A 19,886-nucleotide genomic window follows, 5' to 3' on the forward strand; every position below is an offset into this window, starting at 1 on the left:
AAAAGGGACAAAATGTCCCCTTTGTTTGTTTAGAAAAAAAACTATTCCATAAATGGCGCTCTGATTTTTTCTATGTCCGCATTTTGAGCAGCAGTTCCTGTTGGGATTTCAAATAAAACATCCCCTTCTAAATAATCAATTTTTTGATAATCCGTAGAGATACTTACTTTTTTGGCTTTTTTACCAATTTTACCGTTACAAGTATATTTTACTTTGTATTCGGTTGGTTTTATGGTATAATCCAATTCATACCAAGCTCTGTAAGGTATCGCGTCTTCAAAATTGTCGGCTGTAAATTTGAATTTTTTGCTTGACATTTTGTCTACTTTTAAAGTAACCTCCAAAGTGTCGCATTCAAAAAGTTCTTCGGTAGATAATGTGTAGTTTATCATATTCATAACCGGTAGTGGTACGAACACTTTGGTTCCCTCAAATTCAAACTCTCTGGTGGTGTCTTTTAATTTGATTCTCTTGTCTTTCTCATACATTACCTCTTGTCTTACTTTAATTTTGGTCGAACCATTGTTTTTCACAAAATCAAAGACAAAAGCATTTTTCTCTTTGGATTTATCATTCCAAGTTGCCGGGAAAATTGCGTCAATTTCTTTACCGGATTTGCTCGTATTTTTCACATACGGAGTACCTTCAGGTGCAATCATTCTTCCGGAACTTTTCCAGATTATTTTTCCTTTTGAATCCGGATAACCAACTTCGATAGAAACCTGGCTTACTGGACTGTCGTTTACGATATCGCTGTCTTTGTCCAGTTTAATCAAACCACCATTTAAAGATGCAATCACCTGAACTTTAGAAAAATCTTCATCAAGCTGAATCTCAGTGATGTATTTTTTTAGTTCTGCTTTTGCTTCAGCTCCTGATTTTAAAGTCAAAGGAGTCAGATTTCCACTGATTTTTGAATCTAAAACTTCAATGGCAGAGAATTTAATTTCATCGGTAAATTTTACTTCTCTAATTTGAGTTCCGGATTTTAAGCTTACTCCTACGCTGCCCAGTCCAAATAGCACTCTAAAGAATCCTCCTGGTTTTTCCGGTGTAGATGCCGGAGTAAATTGTTTTTCAGGGGCATCAAAAATTTGTTTTTGAACCATTTGAAAAGCAAAATCTCTTTGTTTGGTTAAAAGTGCTTCTTCTACTTTTTTTCTTTCCTCGTTAGAGAATTGGTTGTCTGTGATGATTTCACTGATGATTCCACCTTGAGTTAAGATTTTCTCATACTCATGCTCCCAGTTTACATCAACAAATGACCAGCTGGCATTTACTTTAGCAGAAAAATAAGTGTGTACTTTTTTGACATCTACAGTAGTTTTAATAGTTGTTGTTGGCATGTATCCTTTGTACTTGATACTGTTCTCGACAACCAGGTTATTGGTTCCTGTTTCTAAAGCACCTTTTACTAATGAAGCACTGTTACGTCCCATTAATACAGACAATGCGTTATCCCCAAGTCCAAAAGTACTTCCGTTTCCTTCTCCTTGAATATTAAATGTCCATGGATTAGCCCCTCCAAAAGGATTGTTTGGAGACTTCTCTCCTACTATATGCATGGCAATTTTGTTCTCTGTTAACTGTATAGGTCTAACGTTTGTTTCGTTAAAATCTCTGTCAACGCCTTTTAGGAAAGAAAACAATCCGAAAAGTTTTGAAGTTCTTTGATTGTTATAGCTCGTGTGAAGCTTTGTTTTCAATTTATCGATTGCTTTCTTTAATAAAGCTTCCGGTAAATCTATAGTGCTTGTCAATGTAGTATAAGCTCCTGCTTCTTCTTCCAGTCCTTCTGCACCGATTACGGTTGAGGAATCTCCTTCTGATTTAAAAACCTGCATAGAGAATTTGAATCTTCCGTCAGGGTGTTTCGCCAGACGTGGTGCTTTTGGATAATAATAAAACTGCATTGGTAATCCCGCGTCTCTCAATAACATATTGTTGGGATCTGGTGAAAAAAGGACTGCAAAATCTGCTCCATCTTCTTTTTCTAAAAGGATTTCTACTGTTCCGGCTCCTGCATGTGGGTAACCTAGAGGTGTTGGTTGTGACATAATTAAATAATTTAAAGTTTTACATTTTTAATTGGCTCTTTTTTTTGAGTTTCGCCTGACTCATTTGTTCGAAAAAAGGAACGATGTAAAATTGTATCATTAGAAATTATCCTGTAACAGCGCTTTAGCCCAAATTTTTAAATAAATTTACCTGCGTAAAAAAGGGTAAATTCCCCCTTGTCGCATCTTGTCATTTGAAATAATTTTGTACGTAAGAATATCAAAAACCTTAATTAATAACTTTTTAACTAATTACACTTTAAAACTAAAAAACATGAAAAACCCTTCTTCAAAACCCAATCAGTTGATAACGAGAGAATTTGCCAAGGAGCTGAATTCGAATTACACGCATAAAAGAGCGAAAATAATCCGTAAATCAACCAAAAAAGACGATGCAAATGCCATTTGGTATTCACTGGAAGCTTTAGAAAGCTACATACAGTATATTAAAACACAAGGAGTTGAAAACGGATATGACGTAGACGGGATCCGATTCTATTTTGGTGTATACCCGGAGGATGAAAAACATGGCGAGAAAGCAGGTCTGACGACACTTTTTCTGGCTCCTACTGGAAAAAAAGCAAGCTCAGTATCGAGTGCAAACAAAATGCAAGCTTTTGCTTCTACAGTAGAAGAAGAGGAATCCCATGACATAGAAAGCATTCAACCAATGAATTATGGCAACATAGGAAGACCACCTAGCCTAACCTACTAAAAAAAATTATGTTTGAATTTTTAAGATCTTATATCGTCTATTTAGCTTTGCTATCAGGAATCATCGGGTTAATCTCGTTGCATAAACTTCCTAGTAATAAAGCTAAATTTTTAGTACTTTTAATCTGGTTTTCAGTGCTAATTGAAATAGTCGGCTACTTTTTTACACAATGGACAGGTTTATTAAACTATTATGTTTATAATTTTTACATGTTCGTTAGTTTCTCGGCCTATATACTATTACTCAGAAGCCTTTTATTGAAGCGGGATAACAGAATTTCTGCAATACTATTTTTAGCGCTGTTCGTGGTTTCCTTTTTTTTGAATATTTTATATTTCAAAGAAGATATGAATCACTCGTTTACATACAGTTTTGCAATAGGAGTTATAGTAGTGATGATACTTGCCTGTCTCTATTTGGTAGAGATCTTTAATTCAGACAAAATATTAAACTTTAAAAAATCTGTTTTTTTTTGGTATATCTTAGGCATATTGGTCTTTCACGTTCCTTTTCTGCCTTTTATGTTAGCGATAAACTGGTTTTTAATCAAACAAGACGACTCTATTTTTAGTTTAGTTGTTTTTATTTTAAATTTTCTGGCACACAGTTGTTTTATAATCGGATTTATATGGAGCGAAAAGAAATACAATTATTAGTCATTTCATTAGGTATTGTTTTTTTTACTCTACTCATCACGTTACTTGTGCTTTTTTTTTATTTTTTGAAGAAAAAGAACAATTATCTGGTTGAGAAAATGGAATCTGAAATGTACTTTCAATCAGAGTTAGTCAAAACCAGGATTGAGATTAAAGATCAGACGCTCTCCGAAATCAGCAAAGAACTGCACGACAATATTGGCCAGATTGTTTCAGTGGGAATTATGCAGCTTAATATGTACATACAGACCGGAAAATCAATTAAAAGCAAAGAACTGACTGATCTTAAGCATGTTTTAGCCAAATCGCTCGACGAGATTCGGATTTTATCCCGCATTATAAACAAGGATAACTTATTGCAATCCAATTTTATAGAAGCGATAAAACAGGATTTGGAACGTATAAAAAAACTGAAACACATTCACTATAATTATAAATTTACAGGAGAAATACCTGAGATTAACGAAGAGCATGATTTGTTTATTTACCGCATTTTTCAGGAAGCTTTGCACAATAGTTTAAAACATTCTCTCAGCGATTTGTACGAGGTGGATATTACGACAACTGCAGACCTTTTTCAGTTAAAAATGAAGGATTTCGGAATTGGTTATGACACCAAAAAAGTCACGTCCGGAATTGGTTTAAACAATATGAAATTGAGAGCTAAACTAATTGGTGCTAAACTAATTATGGAATCCAATACATCCGGAACAAGTATAACTTTAGAATATCCCTTAACCATACCCGATGAAAACAAAAGTTAAAAATAAAATTATTATTGTCGATGATCACCAGTTGTTCTCACAATCCTTGCAGCTTTTGATCAATAGTTTTAAAGAATTTGACGTGGTCAATCGCTTTGAAAACGGCAAAGTTTTTATAACTTATCTGCAGGAGAATACAGACTTAGAGGTAGATTTGATTCTTTTAGATGTCAATATGCCTGTTTTAGACGGCCTTGAAACAATGAAATGGGTCAAAGAAAACAGGCCTTCGTTAAAAATTATAGCGCTATCGGTAAACGATGATGAAGAAATTATCATTAAAATGATCACTAATGGTGCCAGAGGTTATTTACTAAAAGACACTTCGCCAGAAATATTCAAAGAAGCCATGTCGTGCGTGATCGATAAAGGCTTCTATTTTACCGAATTAGTCTCAGGAATGCTCGTGAAAAAAGCCAATGACGATTCTAAAAAAGTCAGTTTAAAAGAAAAAGAAATTGTTTTTATAAGACATGCCTGCAGTGAAAAAACCTATAAGGAAATTGCTTCAGAAATGTGTCTGAGTCCCAAAACAATTGACGGCTACAGAGAGTCCCTGTTTGATAAGCTCGAAATCAAAACCCGAATAGGTCTAGTTTTATATGCGATTAAGCATAAAATTGTTTTGGTTTAAAGACTACTTAAATTCGATTAATTTATCGTTTGCCAAATCATACTCATATAATTTCCTGGTTTCGTTATCTAAATACAACCATTGAATTATACTGGTATGATTTTCGAATTCGTTTGAAATTCCAACAATAACATAAGAGCGACCGTCTTTATCTCCATTTTCTATCGAATAAACCAAATTGGTGTCCGGATTTTGGAGGTTTGCTTTTACGAGCTCTCTTTTAGAATTTGCGAGGTAGTACTCGACCAAAACATTGAGGTATTCCACAAAAGACTTTGTATACTGCTCCTCGCCTTTCAAATAATATTTAATTGGTTTTTTGTATTTTCTTTTAAATAGACTTACGCTACCGTCTTTTACTTTTTTAGCTTTTATCAGCCAAGGTGTGAAATCCAGTTTCTCTCCGTCGCCTGCACTGTAAGTTGTATCTATTTTCCAGGTTATTTCTAGAATGTCGCCCCTCAGAAAGGCAGCAGTTCCTTCAAAATTAGTGTTCAATGCTACAGTTTCCTTGCCTTTTTTTATGGTAAACAGGTTATAATCGCCGTTGTCATCGTATTCTACATATTCCACTTCATCTGAGTATTCTTTTTCTTTATTCAATCGCTCTCCTGGGCGTATAGCGCTAAAAAAGGCCTCTTCTTGGGAAGCCTTTGGGATTTGCTTTTCTTTATTCGCTGCTGTTTTTACCGATATTTCTGAGGATGTTGTTTTTTGGTCATTACAGGAAAATAAGAACAGTGCTGCTAGTAGAGAAATATATTTCATTTTCAGATTTGGGTTAAAGTCGCTGGATTAGTAGGTTATTGCCGCAAAAATAGGGTTTTCGGCAATTTTATCTCTGCCTTTTAAAAATGAAAGCTCCATTAGAAAATTAAACTGTACAATTTCTCCACCCAATTCCTTTACCAATTCTCCAAGTGCTTTAGCTGTTCCTCCCGTTGCTAAAACATCATCATGTATCAAGACCCTGTCTCCTTTTTTGATGGCATCTGTGTGAATTTCTAAGGTATCTGTGCCGTATTCTAAGTCATAAGAAGCGGAAATAGTTGTGTAAGGCAGTTTTTTAGGTTTACGAACCGGTACAAAACCCGCATTCAATTCCTGAGCCAACAACATGCCGAAGAAAAATCCGCGACTTTCAGCCCCTATAACTTTGTCGATAACCTGTCCGTTTAGCGATGCTAGCAGAATAGACAGGCATTCTTTGCGCGCAACCGGATCATTTAATAACGGGGTAATATCTTTAAATAAAATTCCTTCTTTGGGAAAATCTTGAATATCACGTATATAACTTTCGAACTTCATTTTTTTTTGTTTTTATATTATTTTTTCCTTGTTTATCTCACATTTATAGCTATCTTTGCACCCGCAATAAGCGCTCAACAAAGCTACAGAATTTTAGCTGAATTGAGAAATAAAAAGGCCTCGTGGCGCAACTGAATAGCGCACTTGATTACGGCTCAAGAGGTTACTGGTTTGAATCCAGTCGAGGTCACTAAAAGAGACAACTAGCAAATAGTTGTCTCTTTTTTTATGCACTAGTATGTAAATTTATCAAGCCTTTACAATCTAACATTTCATGGTTCAATTTTTTCACAAGAAATCCTTAGATACTTTAAAATAAACAATCTAAAAGTGTCTTTAATTGAAATTTAATCGGAGCTTAACGATGATTCGAAGTTTCATTAAGGATATGCGATTTTTCTCTTTTGGTTTATCGTAATTTTTTGATACTAAATACAATAACTTCAAAATAATTTTAGCTTTCTTCTTGCAAGTTATTGATAAAATCTTCAAAGCTATTAGCGACTAATTCAAAAGCATCTTTTTTTGTTTTCCACTCCATTTCCATTTGATATATCAATATTTTATCAATAGATTCTTCATCAAATGATATACAAAAAACCCAGCCTCCATTATCTATTGCAAAAGGTAGCTTTTTTCCCAAGCCTTCTTCCTTGAATTCTTTTACAAAATCGTACATCATCTTATAAGTTATGAATTGTGAAATTTCAAACAACTTCCCATCACTATTTATATACTTATTCTCCTTTACTGACAAATCTGCATATTCTGAAATAAAATCTTTAATATTATCAGGAATTTTTATACCAGCTTCATTTTCAATTCTACTGTATTGATGTGGCAAAAAGCGATCATTTAAAGTTAACCTTCTCATAGTATTTTATTGCTTATACTTTTTCATTTAAATGGATTATTTTCCACGGCAGTTGCCAATAAATCCAAATATAGTTAAATCCTGCAAAATATGCAGAGCATATTATTAATTTATCAGCATATACTATACAACTTATTGGCAAAAAAATTGCCTTTTTTACAGATGTTTCATCCATCTAAGTTTTGTAGCAGAATTAACTTATTCATATTTTGAAAACATATGAATCCCCAACAGTACATCCAAACCAAATCCTTAAAGCCAACGAGAGACAGACACTACATATGGTAAGCCAATTTCTTCAAATCATCCATAAAAAATGTTGAAATTTGTCCCGTAGAGGTCACAGCTGAAAAGCCCATTTTTAACGAAATGGGCTTTTTTTTGTGTTTTTCCAATCGAATTTAATGGGTTTTTACTTCCAAAAAGGTTGTGAATTAAACCTAACAGGTTTTTAAAACCTGTTAGGTTTGGGGCTACAATCAAATGTTTTTGATATAAATAAAACAAAAATAGTCAACCTATATCAGGACAAGACAAATAATAAAAAAGCACTGAAAACCAATCATTTTCAGTGCTTTTTCGATTCTTTGTAATTTACTTCTGTTATTTCAGTTGAGTAGTATTTACTCTTGTTGGCGTATCTTTTCCACTAATAATTGAAGAAGAACTTAAGGCAATTGATTTTATTATTTGGGTCATGTTATCAATATCTAACGTTTCAAATTCATCATCGGCTGTGTGGTACGTTAGCTCATTATCCATTTTTGAAGTAGAGATGGTATGAGCAGGAACTCCAAGCTTGGCTAACGTAGCGTTGTCGGAGCGGTAAAATAATTGTTGTTCCGGATAAGGATCTGAATAAAATGTAAAACTTGATCCTTTTAAATTAGTTTGCAAAATCTCTCCCATATTCGACTTTTCGTAGCCTGTAATGTAAGCTGAGTTTTTACCCCATTTAGATTCTGTTCCGATCATTTCAATATTAAACATCGCAATCACTTTTTCCGGCGCAAGCTGTTTAGAAAAATATTTGGCTCCATAACCACCTATTTCTTCAGCTGTAAATGTGGTAAAAATGATAGTACGCTCGTTGTTATTTTGTTTTTTAAAATATTTCGCAAGCATAATTACTGCTGTTGTTCCAGCGGCATCATCATTAGCGCCATTATAAATAGAATCTGTTGCAGGATGTGGAGCACCTTCTTGGGGAGAGCCTATTCCTAAATGATCATAATGCCCTGAAAAAATCACATACTCATTTGGTTTAGTTTTTCCCGGTAATATTCCAACAACATTATTCAATGTTTTTTTGGAGATTACATTCGTTAATTCAACAGAGAAAGTGGTCGCTTCTATGGTTCCAAAAACAAACATAATTGTATTGTTTCCGGGATTAGAATTTACTCGATCAATATGTTGAATATTTGGTAAAACACTATCAAATGAAGGGTCAACTAGTACCAAAAGATTTTTCGAACTTTTATAATATTCATTAAATTTATCCCCAATGTTATCCCCTTTATTGATTTTTACAATAGAAATATCGCTTTTTTCAGTTAAAGAAACTTGAGGAAGGTACGAGAATATTGCAACTTGATTATTATTTATTTCTTTGCCATCAATAGTAATTTTTGAAGAAACTCCTTTAGAGACCGTTATTGAAAATTCTTGTCTATAATTTGTTGCTGTATTGAAAGTTTTCAAACCAATTTCTTTAAACTCTGATTCTATAAAAGCAGATGCTTTCTCAATACCGGGAGTAAAAGTTCTTCTACCCTGCATATCATCAGCCGAAAGTATTTTCTCTATACGAGTTACTTCCTTGGTCGTAATAATTTTATCAATCGATTGTCCATGTACATTAAAACATTGACTTAGAACAAACATACTTACAATAATTTTTTTCATATTTTACTTTTATAAATAACATTTTAATTAAACCAAAATTACGTTAATTATTTGCGAAACTTAGCGCTCGCAGAAATTTTTAAATGAAAAAACTGGCGGCATTGCTAAATTATAACGTGAACAATTTAAAAACATTAAACTGAGAAGTTTAGTGCTTGTTGTATGCTTTTATTTAACGACGTATAATTTTATAAGCAAAAAGAAGAAGCCGTCTCAATACCAACTTGAGACGGCTTCTTCTTTTATGGCTTTTTTTGCTTTTATAACGGATAACCTAAAGAAAATCTATGTTGAAGTTCATAGTATAGTATTTTAAAATTCGAATACCGGATATTTTATTCCGTTACAGCAACAACCTTATCCGTTTTCTTTATTTTCTCAACGCCCCTTTCTCTCATTTGTTCCACTGCATCGAACATTTTGATTAAATGAATATAGGGCGTCGTCAGGTCAGAATCCGAATCTCCGGGATGGGGAGACAATGAAAGCTCCAGGATTTGACATAGAAATAATTCAAATTCTTCCAGTGTTTTTTCATCAAATGCTTTTTGAAATACAATAAAGGGATTATCGTATTCTTCCTTCGTGAGAGAAGAATGATGAGAAACCGTTTCACAGCGCAAAGATTCTTTCACTTTTCGTTTTTTGCTTTTTTCATGCAGGCAATAGCAGACTTTGACAAAGGAGCTGAAAACGGTATACAAAATAAAAACATCAGAAGGATTGTCCTCTCTGTAGATTTTTGTTTTATAGCTGTAAATTACCGCTTCATTTAAACTTTGTTTATAATAATCCAGGTCTGCAAAATCAAAAAAAGCGTTAATTGCCTTAAATGGATTTCCTGCCGCATATCCCGCCCAAAAGCTGGTTTCGAAGGATGATTTCTTCTTTTTCATAGTCAATAGATTTAAAAATTAAGAAGTGAAGTTCGATTCATTCAAAAGGATAATCTATTCGGAAATCGGATATAATATCTGACAAAAAGGATGTTTTACGGGATATTTTTTTATCTTTGAAATTCAGGATTTTTAATCCAAATGGCTTTATCTTTGAGCTTTTAGAAAAATTAATATTCGTTATGGAACAGAAAATACATCAGGGAAGAAACATAAAACGTTTCAGAGAAATGCTTAACATAAAGCAAGAAGCATTGGCTTATGATCTGGGCGAAGACTGGAACCAAAAGAAAATTTCTATGCTGGAGCAAAAAGATGTAATTGAAGACAATTTGTTGAAACAAATTTCAGCTGTATTAAAAATTCCTGTGGAAGCTTTTCAGAATTTTGATGAGGAGCAGGCGATTAATATTATTTCTAATACTTTTCATGAAGGAGCAGTAGCGGTTGGTAACAATTCTGGGCATGTGAGTACTACTATTAATCCAATTGATAAGATTGTACAAATACACGAAGAAAAAATTGCCTTGTACGAGCGGATGTTGAAGGAGAAAGATGAAATGATGATGAGGCTTGAAAAATTAATCAATAAGTAACTGTAAAAGAGGTTTTTACAGTCTGTTTTTTGCTTTAAAATATTATTTTCGGGTGCGAAGTTGGGAGATATTCGCATAGCTTTTCATAAGGAAGACTTCGCAGAGCGGCGATAAAGATGCGAGATTTTTCGGTTAAACAAAATTTCCAAATACAAAAACCATCTTTAAATTCAGTCAAATGCCTAAATCTATTGGAACGGCTATTGTGCGATGCCGTTATTTTAGCTCTTCAATTTTTATCGATGGTATTTGATTGCAATTTATATACTTCACAAAAACCTTATTACGAATGTTTATTGAAAATTTGATTTCAATATTTTCTACACAATCAATATCAGTTATTTCGGGAAGTTTAAAGTTTAATTGTTTTCCACTTATTTCGTCAATTTCAAAAGAGTGAATTAAATAATTATCTTCCAGTTTTACTTTATTTGAACTGTAAGTTAAGATATAACGATCAAATCCTTTACCCGAAGATCTGACATTTTCCTTTTCGTAGTTTATTTTAATATCGTTATTACCAATCGAACTATTTCTCATAAAAAGAGTTTTAGGAAGGAACGAATTAATTGAGTCGATTTTATTTTTAGATAGTGAACTGATTTCAATTGTTGAAAAAATTTCATTTTCCTGAATTGTGTTTTCATATACTGAATCATTATGAATCCTAATCCATCCAAAGAATAAGACAGCAATTGTCAAAATAATTACAAGCCATCCTGAAAAATTTAAACGTTTTATAAACGGGATTCCTTTTATATCACTTTTCAAATTCGAAAAGAGTGGGATGATTGCGATAGATGTTATAAAAAGGAGTTCTATATATTTCATAATCTAATTTAAGCACTGATTTTTTACGGTTTCGCACAACGTTTAGCGCATTTGAGAAGTCGCTGAAATAGGAACAGAGTTCTCTCTGCTAAGATAAAACATTTTTGGTTTGAAAAATCTTCCAATCACTAACGAACTAGCGATTTATTTAACACACTGTTAGTCACTGGCCTTAATCTTTTGAATAAATCCGAAATCCATAAATTGTTTTATCGCTTTGTGAAACCCAAACATCAAAAACACCTCTATTTAACTCACAAAGCCCGTAATTATATAAATCACCTTTGATACTTAAATTTTTTCGAATATGATTATCGCTTTCGACAAATTCTAAATCAAATTCGCCATCGTATTTTGCATGAATTAGTAGTTTGGATGTAGTCCCATCTTCAAATTTTTCCATCCAAATATTTTTACTAATAAATACATTTACAATTTTTCCATCATATTCTTTATAGTAAAAATTCCCGCCCTTTAAGAAATTTGAAAACTGTTTTTTAGAAATTTTAGATTTTGGTTTTTGTAAAAGAGTAATCCAATCGCTTTTATTTTCTTCTATTTTACCTAATACATCGCGAAAATCTTTACAATTTTTCTGTAACCTAAAATAGACTATATCTCTTATTGAATCAGCTATTGTTTGAGATGATATATTTACTTTTTCATAAAAATCAGGAAGATGCTTTTGAAAAATCATTGTAATTTTTACATCATCTTTAATTTCGTTTAACCTGGAAAGTGATTCGCACATTTTAATAGAAACAGAATCAATTTGTTGAATAGTTTGGGCAGATAAAGATTTAAATTGAAATAATATAAAAATAAAAGTTAATCCTTTCATAATGTATAGATTTTGTTTTGTTCCGATTTCGATGGCTTGCGGCTAACCTCAATCTGTAAAAAAACCTCTATTATTTATTCTTCAAATATAACAAAAGAATAGTACCACGATAAGAAAAGGTCAATTTTTAAGTATGCAACATGTCACAGGAATTCCCCGTAATCAAATGTGTTTTTCGAGTTTAAACGAGGTTGTTTTTTAGTGATTTATTTTAAATAGTTTTTTTTCAGAGGTTGCGCAACAGCTACGGCTGTTAGCAATAGTTTATTTGAATTTTAACCCAATTGGAGCTTTAAGTTTTGCTTTGTCATACATGTTTAAATATAAAGTTATTGTATCATTTTTTCCTTCATATGTAACTTTGAAGATGTCTAACATTCCCATACCATATGAACTATTTCTTGTTTCAAAATGACAACAACTTCCAGATCGATTATACAGTATAGTTTCTCCATTTGGACCAGATAAAGAATTTAAATATTTACGTTCATTTATAGGTCCATTATCATCTCCTCCAACTTTAATTGGGTTATCTCTTGAGTATCCATATGTTGAATCTGTTGTTACATTTTGCGTTCCTGATTTAGAAGTAGAGCAAGAGATTAATGCTGAGAATGTAATGATAAAAAATAGTTTTTTCATATCTGTATAAGTTGATTTAATAATTGGTTTTTGAAGTTTCTCGTTAAATTACTGCTAACGTCAGTCTGTAAAAAAAACCTCTGTTAGTTATTCTTCAAATATAACAAAAGAATTATATCAAGATAAGAAAAGTTGTATTTTTAAGTATACAACATATCACAGGAATTCCCCGTAATCAAATGTGTTTTTCGAGTTTAGAAGCCCCCCTACTCTACGAAGTGTTCTTCTTTACACTACCCAAATGTCTCTGACTTTGCGCAATTTTAAACAAATATAATTGAGAAACAAAGACTTCATAAAGTCTCTGACTTTAAAACTAATTTTCTTAGAATATTTTTACTGAATGTGAAAAATCCTCAACAATAATAAGAACTAACTATAAAAAGTCAGGAGACTTCTGTCAAGTTTATAATTTCTAAGGAACAAAAAATTGCGCAAAGTCAGAGACATTTGCGTAGCTTTTCATTAGAACACTTCGGAGAGCGGAGAAACAAGCTTTCGACTTTAAAAATATTTATCAAATAAATTCCAGATACTTGATACTCTTATTTTTTCTGGATACAAAAATCCTCACTTTTTTGTAAGTTTGAGAAAAAGTTATGAATGAGCAATTCTTTAAAGAAGCCGAACAAATAAAAGCTAGCTTGGAACAGTTGATAGAAAGTAATAATGACAAAATTCAAGTCGCCGATACTGAAGTTAGAAAAGTCAAGTACTTTGTATACTTAACTCTTTCATTTGTAATTTTAAGTCTTACTTTCTTTTATTTCTTTAAAGGATTTCAAAACTATATAAAATACTTTTTAATTGTGACATATTCAATAACTTTAGGAATATATTTCTGGCTTCTTCGTGAAAGATATAAACTGATTTATGGATTACTTGAACTGATGGCTGGACTGGCATCTATATTTATTGTTTTTAATTCAACCGATTTTAATTTTGTCTTCAGTTCCTGGAAATTTGAAAATTTTATGGGAATAGTCGGAGGTCTCTACATTCTTGTACGCGGTATTGATAATCTTTCAAAAACAAAAACTGGAATAATGATCGCAGACTTTTTTTCCATTGATAAAAAACAATAACCCGCTCTATGAAGTATTCTTCTTTACGCTGCTGCAAATGTCTCTGACTTTAAAACTAATTTTATTAGAATATTTCTTCTGAATGTAAAAAAACAAGACAATAATTAAGAACTAACTGTGAAAAAACCGGAAGGCTCTTACAAACTTTAATAACTTATAAATACGTTTTTATTTCAAAATTTTGGTGTAAATTTACACCAATCTAAAAACTTGTATTGTTATGACACGACAAAGTATATCATTAACTGCCCCCAATGACGAGTGGTTGAAAAATCAGGTTAATACGGAAGAATTTAGCAGTAAAAGTGAAGCTATTAACTATTTGATTAAGCAAGCGCGTTCACAAGAAGAATACTATGAGTTTGTGAGAGCGAAAATTGAGAAGGGAGAAAAAAGTGGTTTTGCTAAAAAACAAACTAGAGAAGAAATGTTAGCTGAATTTAAAAAAGATTTACCAAATAATGTATAGCTATTATTTAAGTAGCGAAGCCAAAGAAGATTTAAGAAGAATTTATTATTATGGTGTTAGCAAGTTTGGTATTAATCAAGCTGACAACTATTATAATATGTTTTATGATTGTTTTGAAAAAATAGAGGAAAATCCTTTTTTATTTCCATCTGCTGACCCTATTAAAAAAGGATATCGTTATTGTGTTTGTGGTGTTGATACTATTTATTATCAAATTAATGGAGATAAACGGGTAGAAATTATTGCCATTATCGGAAGGCAAGACTTTTAAAGCAATTCAATTTCTCGAGAGTACCTTTTTTGCCATTGAAATTTCACTCCGCTCTATGCTAGATGCTTGATTGAAAACGTCTACGTATCGTTCACGTAGTAATGTCACACAACGTCCTGGCGCTACAAGAGGTTTGGGATTAAAGATGCGAGTTTTTTCTATTATGCATAAATTTCCCAAGTACGAAACCATCTTTAAATTCAGCCAAATGCTTAAATCTCTTGTAACGGCTGTTACCAGCAGTTTTTTTACTTAATTTTAGTAAATATTATGGTATTTTCTACTTTTTGATAGTCAATAAATCCGATTTTAATAGTATCAAGTTTATTTCTCACTTTTGAATTTTCATAATCAATACCTAAATTACTATCCAAAATTCCGCCATTTTCTGAATTAAAATTGATGTAATCATTCCAATTAACGTCACAATCGTATTCAAATTTTTCGCCCGTTTTTGCATTTTTTAATTTACAAATAAATACAAAAACATTTTTATTTATTGTTCTGTCTTTTGTCGAATTAAATTTAGTGGTTGTAAATGCTTCACCAATAATATAATCTTTTTTGTTAATTGTGACATTTCTTTTATCAGGCATGTAAATGTCGAAAAGTAAATTATCTTTTTTTGCATCTTTTATGCTATGAGGTATAGATATGTTATCTGATCCAATACAAGATAAAAATAATATACTTGTAATAAAATATAGTACTGTTTTTGTTTTCATTTTTTGATTTTAAATTATGTCAGATTCTTGAGTCTGCTGCCTAATTGCTGGAACGTTCTGGCGCTACAAAAGGTTTTGGAATAAAGGTGCGAGTTTTTTCCACTATGCGCAATTTTCCCAAGTACAAAACCGTCTTTAAAGCCAGCCTAAAACCAAATATCTTGCAGCATCTGTTTTTACGTAGCCTTAATTTAACTTATTAATGTCTTCATAAGTTAAATAGTTTTTTCTACTAATAGTAAACATTAGTGATTCGTTCTCATTTATAACCATTAAAATTAGCCCAATACTTTCGTTATTTTTTGGAAAATGTATTTTATAATTTTGACCATTGTCTAACAGGATCTTATAAGTATCAATTGACATGTCTGAAGAACCATGATGTCCTGCTCCGCTTTGTACATAACTATGTTTTATAGATTTCCCTAAACTATCTTTTATAGCAATTTCCTTTGGTGAAAAAGTGATTTCATATTTTTCACCCTTTAAATTTAATGCTTTCCACTTGCCTTGAAAACTATCTGACCCTTCACATGAAGAGACTAAAATAATAAAACATATAATCAAAGCTAATTTTAATTTTTTCAACATAATAATTTATTAGGGTTTAGTTTTTTGCAAAGGTTACGCACAACGTCTTAGCGTTACAAGAGGTTTGGTATTAAAGATGCGAGTTTTTTCTATTATGCACAAAATTTTCAAGTACAAAGCCATTTTAAATTCAGCCAAATACCAAAAAATCTCTTGTAGGTTGTTGTGCGATGTTTTTTTAATTCAGTTCAATTTTTACATTATTATCTTTCAATACTTCTAGTATGTGATTAAATTTTTCTTTTAAATATTTTTTACTTTGTAAATGATTTTTCCACTTTATGGTAAATGGCAATTTAACTCCAAATTCCCCTCGAAAACAATCGTGCAAAGCATCTAAATTTCTTCCGAAATATCCACCTGGTCCATTAATACTTTCTCCAATTACGCAATAAAATGAATCTGTGTTGTCAATTAAATCTCCGTTTATCTCAACAATTAAATTTGCTCTGTCTATTATATTACTTTGCAAATTTATCGCAACTTCTAACCAACCTTGTCGACTTTCTTTCTTAAGTTTCCTCCAAAGATTATATTCTGTCAACTCATTGTTAATTCTCATTTCGCAAACTTCACGAACTCCTTGACTTGCTTCATATAAGTTACAATTTAAGTCTAAATTGTAATAACCATTTTCCAAATCTTGAATTTGGTTAATTTCAAGATTAAAAAAGAAATATTCAAGTTTGATATTGTTTTGTTTGTCAATAAAGTAAATGTAATATCCGCTATATTCATTTTTAGTTGATGCTTCTTTTAGATTTCTTTCAAATTCGCTAAAATTTTTTCCTCTTAATAGTTTTAATTTACATTTTATGGGATACTTGTTTTCGTCACTTTGATCTTTTTCTAATGGATTTTCTCCTTCTATACCTTCTATATTTTCAAAATAGCCTAAAATACTTGTCTTCGGATAATCATCAATTCCTATTGCTATCATTTTCGTTTTTTCTTTTTGTAAAATATCACACAACGTGGCGGGTAATGCCGAAGACAGTGAATTTTAGTACAAAAGTTGAATAGAATTGCTGTCGTTCAACTTTGCAGAAATGTTCAATCTAACCCCGCTCTACGAAGTGTTCTTCTTTGTGCTGCGTAAATGTCCCTGAATTTGCGCCATTTTAAACAAATATAATTGAAAAACAAAGACTTCATAAAGTCTCTGAAATTAAAACTAATTTTGTTAGAATATTTCTTCTTCTGAATGTAAAAAAAATCCATGACTATAATAAGAACTAACTGTAAAAAGTCGGGAGACTTCTATTAAGTATATAATTTCTGAGGAGATGGTTATTATTTAATTTCGATATAATCCATTTTGGCTTCCAAACGTTTTGGTTTTGCTGATTCATCTATATCTTTATATTCTCCAATTCTGTTACTTTCATCAGTGAGGAAGATAAAACTCCATTTTTTATTTTCATCATACATATATTCATTTTCGGTCATCAAATCTTGACTAACTTCCATTTTTGGATATCTTTTTAGAATATCAATTATGTTTGATTTTGGATTTAAACCATTGTCTGTTTTTAGTTTGTTGCTAATTGCAATTATTGCGATAATTTTTGTCGTATCTCTGTTAGGGATCAAAGCAAGAATTTCTTCACTCTTAATTGAATATATAAAAGCATTTCCGCCTCCATCGTAACCAAAATCATAGGCTTCTACTTTTTTTCTATTCATTTCACGCAAAGAATTTTCAGCATCATTAAGGTTCATTCCTATTTTGATTTCTCCAACTTTCCCTTTTGATATTAAAAACTTGTCAAAATTGAATTCGGCATTTTCTTTTCCTTTGGTTTTTAGCTCATTAATCGTTTTATTATAAGTTTTAGGTTGATTTTCTTCCGTTTTTTTACATGAAAATAAATTAATAAATAGAAGTAAAATTATTAGTTTGGTTTTCATTTTTTGCCAATTTTTATTTCGATTTTCTGTCGCTCTAAACTATCCACTAACATTAATATATGCGAAACAAACCTTCATGTATACATCCTTTTTAAGGCAGATTTGTGAAGGTTTGTTTCGCTTTTTACTATTTCAAATATATTCTTTTTCTCTTACAAATCATCAAAAGGTTTTTTTATTTGTTGGATATCTATCTCATTTCAACAACATCCTTTCCGTAATTGTTTTATTGGAAGAAGCATCAATTCCGGTAACTTCGGCATACTTTACATTGGGTAGCCAAAAAGAACCGCCTTCAATGCGTACAAATATTTTTTCTACCTGTATTTTTTTCTGATTTACACTTGCAAAAACATGGTATTTTTGATCTGACTCTATCTTTTTTAAGGTTAAAGGCAACTTTTTATACGATACAAATTGAAGCTCAAACTCCTCATTATTTACCGTTTTACTTTCTATTCCGTATGCAAATTTGCGTTGTATGTAACTAAAATCTTTTTTATCTCCTTTCTCAGCATATCGAATCCAATACGCTTTTATAGGATCGCTTTTGTTTATTTTTCCATTTTCCTGGTAGTTTATGGCATAAATAGCAGTGTTTGTATTGGGATCCCGCTGAATGTAAAATAGCATATTATCTATATTCTTAGGCGTTGGAAAATTTAACGGCGATGGATTTTTGGATTGTGCCACCAGATCATCAGAAAGTATATTTACTAAGATCGATATAACGATTAGTAATTTTCTAAAATATTTAAATGATAATTTGTTCATAGCGAAATGTTTATATGACCCGTTGGGCGTAATTAATTTTAACACATAGAGACATAGTTCACAAAGCTTAAAAAGGCGTAACACTTAAAATAAATCGCATAAGCGATGTGTAAAAATTATAATTTTCTTAAAACATGTCAAATTGTAAATCAAAATCTATGTTTCTATGTGTCAAAAAACATGTAGTTTAATTGCAACCAATGGATTATTTATAGGCTAATTCTATTCGGTTACATTCTGTTTTTTGTTTACTTTAAAAACCCAATATTTAATTAGTGGGTAATTGAATCCATAAGAGACAAAACTATCCGTGATTAATCTTCCGATTCTGTAATCGATTTGAAATGCTTTTTGTAAAATAAACGTACCAAATGACTTTAAGGAGATACTTCCCAATACAACCAACGCAAATTTAAAAAGCTGACTATTGATGTGGTTACTATAACCGGATTGATTTTTAAATACCCAAAATCTGTTGATGCTGAAATTGACAATTGCACCAACGGTTCCGGAGATTAGAATAGAAAAGGTAAAATGCAATTTAAATACTTCTGTCAACAAAATCATTAAGCCATAATCGGTAATACCCCCTAAAAATGCCGCAACTTGTGCTTGCAGAAAAATGAAAATAGATTTTCTCTTGAACATATTAGTCTTGAGTTTTATCCCTTAAATCACCTAACTTTAAAAGTTTTATACTGTCAATAGTATTGATTATAAACAGTATAATTGAGATTAAACCAGCCAAATAGGTAATGGATCCGTGGAATAAAACTTCTATAATTAAAATTAAAGCAATAATAAATCTAAGTTCTGTTGGACCAACAAAGCCGGAATCTATACGGTATTCATTTGTAATTTTGTAGCGCAACTGGCTGATGATGATCGACCATCCATACAATGCGACAAAAGCAAAGGCTACTATTTGTGTGCTATTTTCAGCATAAATGTAGTAGCCAAATCCTATCAGTACAATACCAATCCAATCGGCAATAATATCGAGTGCAAAACCATACCAACGACGTGGAATATTTCTATAATAAGCCAATCTTCCGTCTAAAGAATCTCCTAACCAATTTATAGCCAAACCGATAATACCAAAAAGCAAATACCAATTGGTGAAATAAGTGCCTAAAGCAAAAGCTAAAAAAATTAACCCCGAACCAAGTGTACCAATTAAGGTGAGTGCGTTTGGCGAAATGAATTCAGGCACCTTTGGAAGCAAAAAAACGATCGTTAACTGTTCTGCTCTTTTTAGAATATTAGTTCGCTTACGGTCTGAAAATGTTCTTTGTACAATTGCACTATACGCTTCAATCTGTGTTTCTTTCCCCATTA

At 31.7% G+C, this 19,886-nt stretch carries 23 protein-coding genes and 1 tRNA gene; 8 read left to right on the forward strand and 16 right to left on the reverse strand.

Features of this window, described 5'->3' with window-relative positions:
* Window positions 1-41 precede the first annotated feature (41 nt).
* Window positions 42-2,057, reverse strand: a complete 2,016-nt coding sequence (locus ACHRV3_RS01055) for a hypothetical protein (RefSeq protein ID WP_230001972.1) — start codon at window positions 2,055-2,057, stop codon at window positions 42-44.
* Window positions 2,058-2,331: 274 nt separating this feature from the next.
* Here ACHRV3_RS01055 and ACHRV3_RS01060 point away from each other — a divergent pair, with 274 nt between their 5' ends.
* The 3 genes from ACHRV3_RS01060 (at window position 2,332) to ACHRV3_RS01070 (ending at window position 4,826) form a co-directional block, all read left to right on the forward strand.
* On the forward strand, window positions 2,332-2,772 hold the full coding sequence (locus tag ACHRV3_RS01060; RefSeq protein ID WP_395434177.1) for a hypothetical protein: 441 nt from the start codon (window positions 2,332-2,334) through the stop codon (window positions 2,770-2,772).
* 766 nt (window positions 2,773-3,538) lie between these two features.
* On the forward strand, window positions 3,539-4,192 hold the full coding sequence (locus tag ACHRV3_RS01065; protein ID WP_395434178.1) for a sensor histidine kinase: 654 nt from the start codon (window positions 3,539-3,541) through the stop codon (window positions 4,190-4,192).
* Window positions 4,176-4,826: a response regulator gene (locus ACHRV3_RS01070; protein ID WP_395434179.1), complete on the forward strand. Its 651-nt coding sequence runs from the start codon at window positions 4,176-4,178 to the stop codon at window positions 4,824-4,826. The genes ACHRV3_RS01065 and ACHRV3_RS01070 overlap by 17 nt, the downstream gene beginning before the upstream one ends.
* A gap of 3 nt (window positions 4,827-4,829) precedes the next feature.
* Here the strand turns inward: ACHRV3_RS01070 and ACHRV3_RS01075 are convergent, their stop codons facing one another.
* Both ACHRV3_RS01075 and ACHRV3_RS01080 read right to left on the reverse strand, forming a co-directional pair.
* Window positions 4,830-5,594 carry a hypothetical protein gene (locus ACHRV3_RS01075; RefSeq protein WP_395434180.1) on the reverse strand — a complete coding sequence of 255 codons (765 nt, stop codon included), beginning with the start codon at window positions 5,592-5,594 and terminating at the stop codon, window positions 4,830-4,832.
* Between the two features lie 27 nt (window positions 5,595-5,621).
* Window positions 5,622-6,134: an adenine phosphoribosyltransferase gene (locus tag ACHRV3_RS01080; RefSeq protein WP_395434181.1), complete on the reverse strand. Its 513-nt coding sequence runs from the start codon at window positions 6,132-6,134 to the stop codon at window positions 5,622-5,624.
* A gap of 116 nt (window positions 6,135-6,250) precedes the next feature.
* On the opposite strand from ACHRV3_RS01080, the gene ACHRV3_RS01085 reads away from it, so the two are divergent.
* Window positions 6,251-6,324, forward strand: a tRNA-Arg gene (locus tag ACHRV3_RS01085).
* Window positions 6,325-6,588: 264 nt separating this feature from the next.
* Here ACHRV3_RS01085 and ACHRV3_RS01090 read toward each other — a convergent pair.
* From ACHRV3_RS01090 to ACHRV3_RS01100, 3 genes are all read right to left on the reverse strand, one after another.
* Complete coding sequence (locus tag ACHRV3_RS01090; RefSeq protein ID WP_395434182.1) at window positions 6,589-7,008, reverse strand: SMI1/KNR4 family protein; 420 nt, start codon at window positions 7,006-7,008, stop codon at window positions 6,589-6,591.
* A 603-nt stretch (window positions 7,009-7,611) separates the two neighbouring features.
* Window positions 7,612-8,916: a M20/M25/M40 family metallo-hydrolase gene (locus ACHRV3_RS01095; RefSeq protein WP_395434183.1), complete on the reverse strand. Its 1,305-nt coding sequence runs from the start codon at window positions 8,914-8,916 to the stop codon at window positions 7,612-7,614.
* A gap of 335 nt (window positions 8,917-9,251) precedes the next feature.
* Complete coding sequence (locus ACHRV3_RS01100) at window positions 9,252-9,812, reverse strand: hypothetical protein (protein ID WP_395434184.1); 561 nt, start codon at window positions 9,810-9,812, stop codon at window positions 9,252-9,254.
* Window positions 9,813-9,994: 182 nt separating this feature from the next.
* On the opposite strand from ACHRV3_RS01100, the gene ACHRV3_RS01105 reads away from it, so the two are divergent.
* Entirely contained in the window at window positions 9,995-10,408 is a 414-nt protein-coding gene (locus ACHRV3_RS01105) for an XRE family transcriptional regulator (RefSeq protein ID WP_395434185.1), read from the forward strand.
* A 216-nt stretch (window positions 10,409-10,624) separates the two neighbouring features.
* On the opposite strand, the gene ACHRV3_RS01110 is transcribed toward ACHRV3_RS01105, so the two are convergent.
* The 3 genes from ACHRV3_RS01110 to ACHRV3_RS01120 form a co-directional block, all read right to left on the reverse strand.
* Complete coding sequence (locus ACHRV3_RS01110; RefSeq protein WP_395434186.1) at window positions 10,625-11,239, reverse strand: hypothetical protein; 615 nt, start codon at window positions 11,237-11,239, stop codon at window positions 10,625-10,627.
* A gap of 172 nt (window positions 11,240-11,411) precedes the next feature.
* Window positions 11,412-12,080: a hypothetical protein gene (locus tag ACHRV3_RS01115; RefSeq protein ID WP_395434187.1), complete on the reverse strand. Its 669-nt coding sequence runs from the start codon at window positions 12,078-12,080 to the stop codon at window positions 11,412-11,414.
* Window positions 12,081-12,344: 264 nt separating this feature from the next.
* The gene (locus ACHRV3_RS01120; RefSeq protein ID WP_395434188.1) at window positions 12,345-12,722 is read right to left on the reverse strand and encodes a 2-dehydro-3-deoxyphosphooctonate aldolase; all 378 of its coding nucleotides are present in this window, start codon (window positions 12,720-12,722) and stop codon (window positions 12,345-12,347) included.
* A gap of 599 nt (window positions 12,723-13,321) precedes the next feature.
* On the opposite strand from ACHRV3_RS01120, the gene ACHRV3_RS01125 reads away from it, so the two are divergent.
* The 3 genes from ACHRV3_RS01125 to ACHRV3_RS01135 all read left to right on the forward strand — a co-directional run bounded on the left by ACHRV3_RS01125 (window position 13,322) and on the right by ACHRV3_RS01135 (window position 14,547).
* On the forward strand, window positions 13,322-13,807 hold the full coding sequence (locus ACHRV3_RS01125; protein WP_395434190.1) for a hypothetical protein: 486 nt from the start codon (window positions 13,322-13,324) through the stop codon (window positions 13,805-13,807).
* A gap of 220 nt (window positions 13,808-14,027) precedes the next feature.
* A complete protein-coding gene (locus ACHRV3_RS01130; RefSeq protein ID WP_395434191.1) occupies window positions 14,028-14,276 on the forward strand; it encodes a type II toxin-antitoxin system ParD family antitoxin in 249 nt (82 codons plus the stop codon).
* Window positions 14,269-14,547 carry a type II toxin-antitoxin system RelE/ParE family toxin gene (locus tag ACHRV3_RS01135; RefSeq protein WP_395434192.1) on the forward strand — a complete coding sequence of 93 codons (279 nt, stop codon included), beginning with the start codon at window positions 14,269-14,271 and terminating at the stop codon, window positions 14,545-14,547. The genes ACHRV3_RS01130 and ACHRV3_RS01135 overlap by 8 nt, the downstream gene beginning before the upstream one ends.
* Window positions 14,548-14,795: 248 nt before the next feature.
* On the opposite strand, the gene ACHRV3_RS01140 is transcribed toward ACHRV3_RS01135, so the two are convergent.
* The 7 genes from ACHRV3_RS01140 to ACHRV3_RS01170 all read right to left on the reverse strand — a co-directional run bounded on the left by ACHRV3_RS01140 (window position 14,796) and on the right by ACHRV3_RS01170 (window position 19,884).
* Window positions 14,796-15,272, reverse strand: a complete 477-nt coding sequence (locus ACHRV3_RS01140; protein WP_395434193.1) for a hypothetical protein — start codon at window positions 15,270-15,272, stop codon at window positions 14,796-14,798.
* A 186-nt stretch (window positions 15,273-15,458) separates the two neighbouring features.
* Complete coding sequence (locus ACHRV3_RS01145) at window positions 15,459-15,863, reverse strand: hypothetical protein (RefSeq protein WP_395434194.1); 405 nt, start codon at window positions 15,861-15,863, stop codon at window positions 15,459-15,461.
* Window positions 15,864-16,041: 178 nt separating this feature from the next.
* A complete protein-coding gene (locus ACHRV3_RS01150) occupies window positions 16,042-16,803 on the reverse strand; it encodes a barstar family protein (RefSeq protein ID WP_395434195.1) in 762 nt (253 codons plus the stop codon).
* Between the two features lie 353 nt (window positions 16,804-17,156).
* The gene (locus ACHRV3_RS01155) at window positions 17,157-17,774 is read right to left on the reverse strand and encodes a hypothetical protein (protein ID WP_395434196.1); all 618 of its coding nucleotides are present in this window, start codon (window positions 17,772-17,774) and stop codon (window positions 17,157-17,159) included.
* Window positions 17,775-17,969: 195 nt separating this feature from the next.
* Window positions 17,970-18,548, reverse strand: coding sequence for a DUF4833 domain-containing protein (locus ACHRV3_RS01160; protein ID WP_395434197.1), 579 nt, complete (start codon window positions 18,546-18,548; stop codon window positions 17,970-17,972).
* Between the two features lie 222 nt (window positions 18,549-18,770).
* Complete coding sequence (locus ACHRV3_RS01165; protein ID WP_395434198.1) at window positions 18,771-19,196, reverse strand: GtrA family protein; 426 nt, start codon at window positions 19,194-19,196, stop codon at window positions 18,771-18,773.
* 1 nt (window position 19,197) lies between these two features.
* The gene (locus ACHRV3_RS01170) at window positions 19,198-19,884 is read right to left on the reverse strand and encodes a CDP-alcohol phosphatidyltransferase family protein (protein WP_395434199.1); all 687 of its coding nucleotides are present in this window, start codon (window positions 19,882-19,884) and stop codon (window positions 19,198-19,200) included.
* Window positions 19,885-19,886: the final 2 nt, after the last annotated feature.

The sequence above is a fragment of the Flavobacterium sp. FlaQc-49 genome (assembly GCF_044005985.1).
GTDB classification, from domain to species: Bacteria; Bacteroidota; Bacteroidia; order Flavobacteriales; family Flavobacteriaceae; genus Flavobacterium; species Flavobacterium cupriresistens.

Bases quoted from the DNA above. Each gene is read 5' to 3' on its own strand.
- ACHRV3_RS01055 (WP_230001972.1), bottom strand. From the start codon at position 2,057: ATGTCACAACCAACACCTCTAGGTTACCCACATGCAGGAGCCGGAACA.
- ACHRV3_RS01060 (WP_395434177.1), top strand. From the start codon at position 2,332: ATGAAAAACCCTTCTTCAAAACCCAATCAGTTGATAACGAGAGAATTT.
- ACHRV3_RS01065 (WP_395434178.1), top strand. From the start codon at position 3,539: ATGTACTTTCAATCAGAGTTAGTCAAAACCAGGATTGAGATTAAAGAT.
- ACHRV3_RS01070 (WP_395434179.1), top strand. From the start codon at position 4,176: ATGAAAACAAAAGTTAAAAATAAAATTATTATTGTCGATGATCACCAG.
- ACHRV3_RS01075 (WP_395434180.1), bottom strand. From the start codon at position 5,594: ATGAAATATATTTCTCTACTAGCAGCACTGTTCTTATTTTCCTGTAAT.
- ACHRV3_RS01080 (WP_395434181.1), bottom strand. From the start codon at position 6,134: ATGAAGTTCGAAAGTTATATACGTGATATTCAAGATTTTCCCAAAGAA.
- ACHRV3_RS01090 (WP_395434182.1), bottom strand. From the start codon at position 7,008: ATGAGAAGGTTAACTTTAAATGATCGCTTTTTGCCACATCAATACAGT.
- ACHRV3_RS01095 (WP_395434183.1), bottom strand. From the start codon at position 8,916: ATGAAAAAAATTATTGTAAGTATGTTTGTTCTAAGTCAATGTTTTAAT.
- ACHRV3_RS01100 (WP_395434184.1), bottom strand. From the start codon at position 9,812: ATGAAAAAGAAGAAATCATCCTTCGAAACCAGCTTTTGGGCGGGATAT.
- ACHRV3_RS01105 (WP_395434185.1), top strand. From the start codon at position 9,995: ATGGAACAGAAAATACATCAGGGAAGAAACATAAAACGTTTCAGAGAA.
- ACHRV3_RS01110 (WP_395434186.1), bottom strand. From the start codon at position 11,239: ATGAAATATATAGAACTCCTTTTTATAACATCTATCGCAATCATCCCA.
- ACHRV3_RS01115 (WP_395434187.1), bottom strand. From the start codon at position 12,080: ATGAAAGGATTAACTTTTATTTTTATATTATTTCAATTTAAATCTTTA.
- ACHRV3_RS01120 (WP_395434188.1), bottom strand. From the start codon at position 12,722: ATGAAAAAACTATTTTTTATCATTACATTCTCAGCATTAATCTCTTGC.
- ACHRV3_RS01125 (WP_395434190.1), top strand. From the start codon at position 13,322: ATGAATGAGCAATTCTTTAAAGAAGCCGAACAAATAAAAGCTAGCTTG.
- ACHRV3_RS01130 (WP_395434191.1), top strand. From the start codon at position 14,028: ATGACACGACAAAGTATATCATTAACTGCCCCCAATGACGAGTGGTTG.
- ACHRV3_RS01135 (WP_395434192.1), top strand. From the start codon at position 14,269: ATGTATAGCTATTATTTAAGTAGCGAAGCCAAAGAAGATTTAAGAAGA.
- ACHRV3_RS01140 (WP_395434193.1), bottom strand. From the start codon at position 15,272: ATGAAAACAAAAACAGTACTATATTTTATTACAAGTATATTATTTTTA.
- ACHRV3_RS01145 (WP_395434194.1), bottom strand. From the start codon at position 15,863: ATGTTGAAAAAATTAAAATTAGCTTTGATTATATGTTTTATTATTTTA.
- ACHRV3_RS01150 (WP_395434195.1), bottom strand. From the start codon at position 16,803: ATGATAGCAATAGGAATTGATGATTATCCGAAGACAAGTATTTTAGGC.
- ACHRV3_RS01155 (WP_395434196.1), bottom strand. From the start codon at position 17,774: ATGAAAACCAAACTAATAATTTTACTTCTATTTATTAATTTATTTTCA.
- ACHRV3_RS01160 (WP_395434197.1), bottom strand. From the start codon at position 18,548: ATGAACAAATTATCATTTAAATATTTTAGAAAATTACTAATCGTTATA.
- ACHRV3_RS01165 (WP_395434198.1), bottom strand. From the start codon at position 19,196: ATGTTCAAGAGAAAATCTATTTTCATTTTTCTGCAAGCACAAGTTGCG.
- ACHRV3_RS01170 (WP_395434199.1), bottom strand. From the start codon at position 19,884: ATGGGGAAAGAAACACAGATTGAAGCGTATAGTGCAATTGTACAAAGA.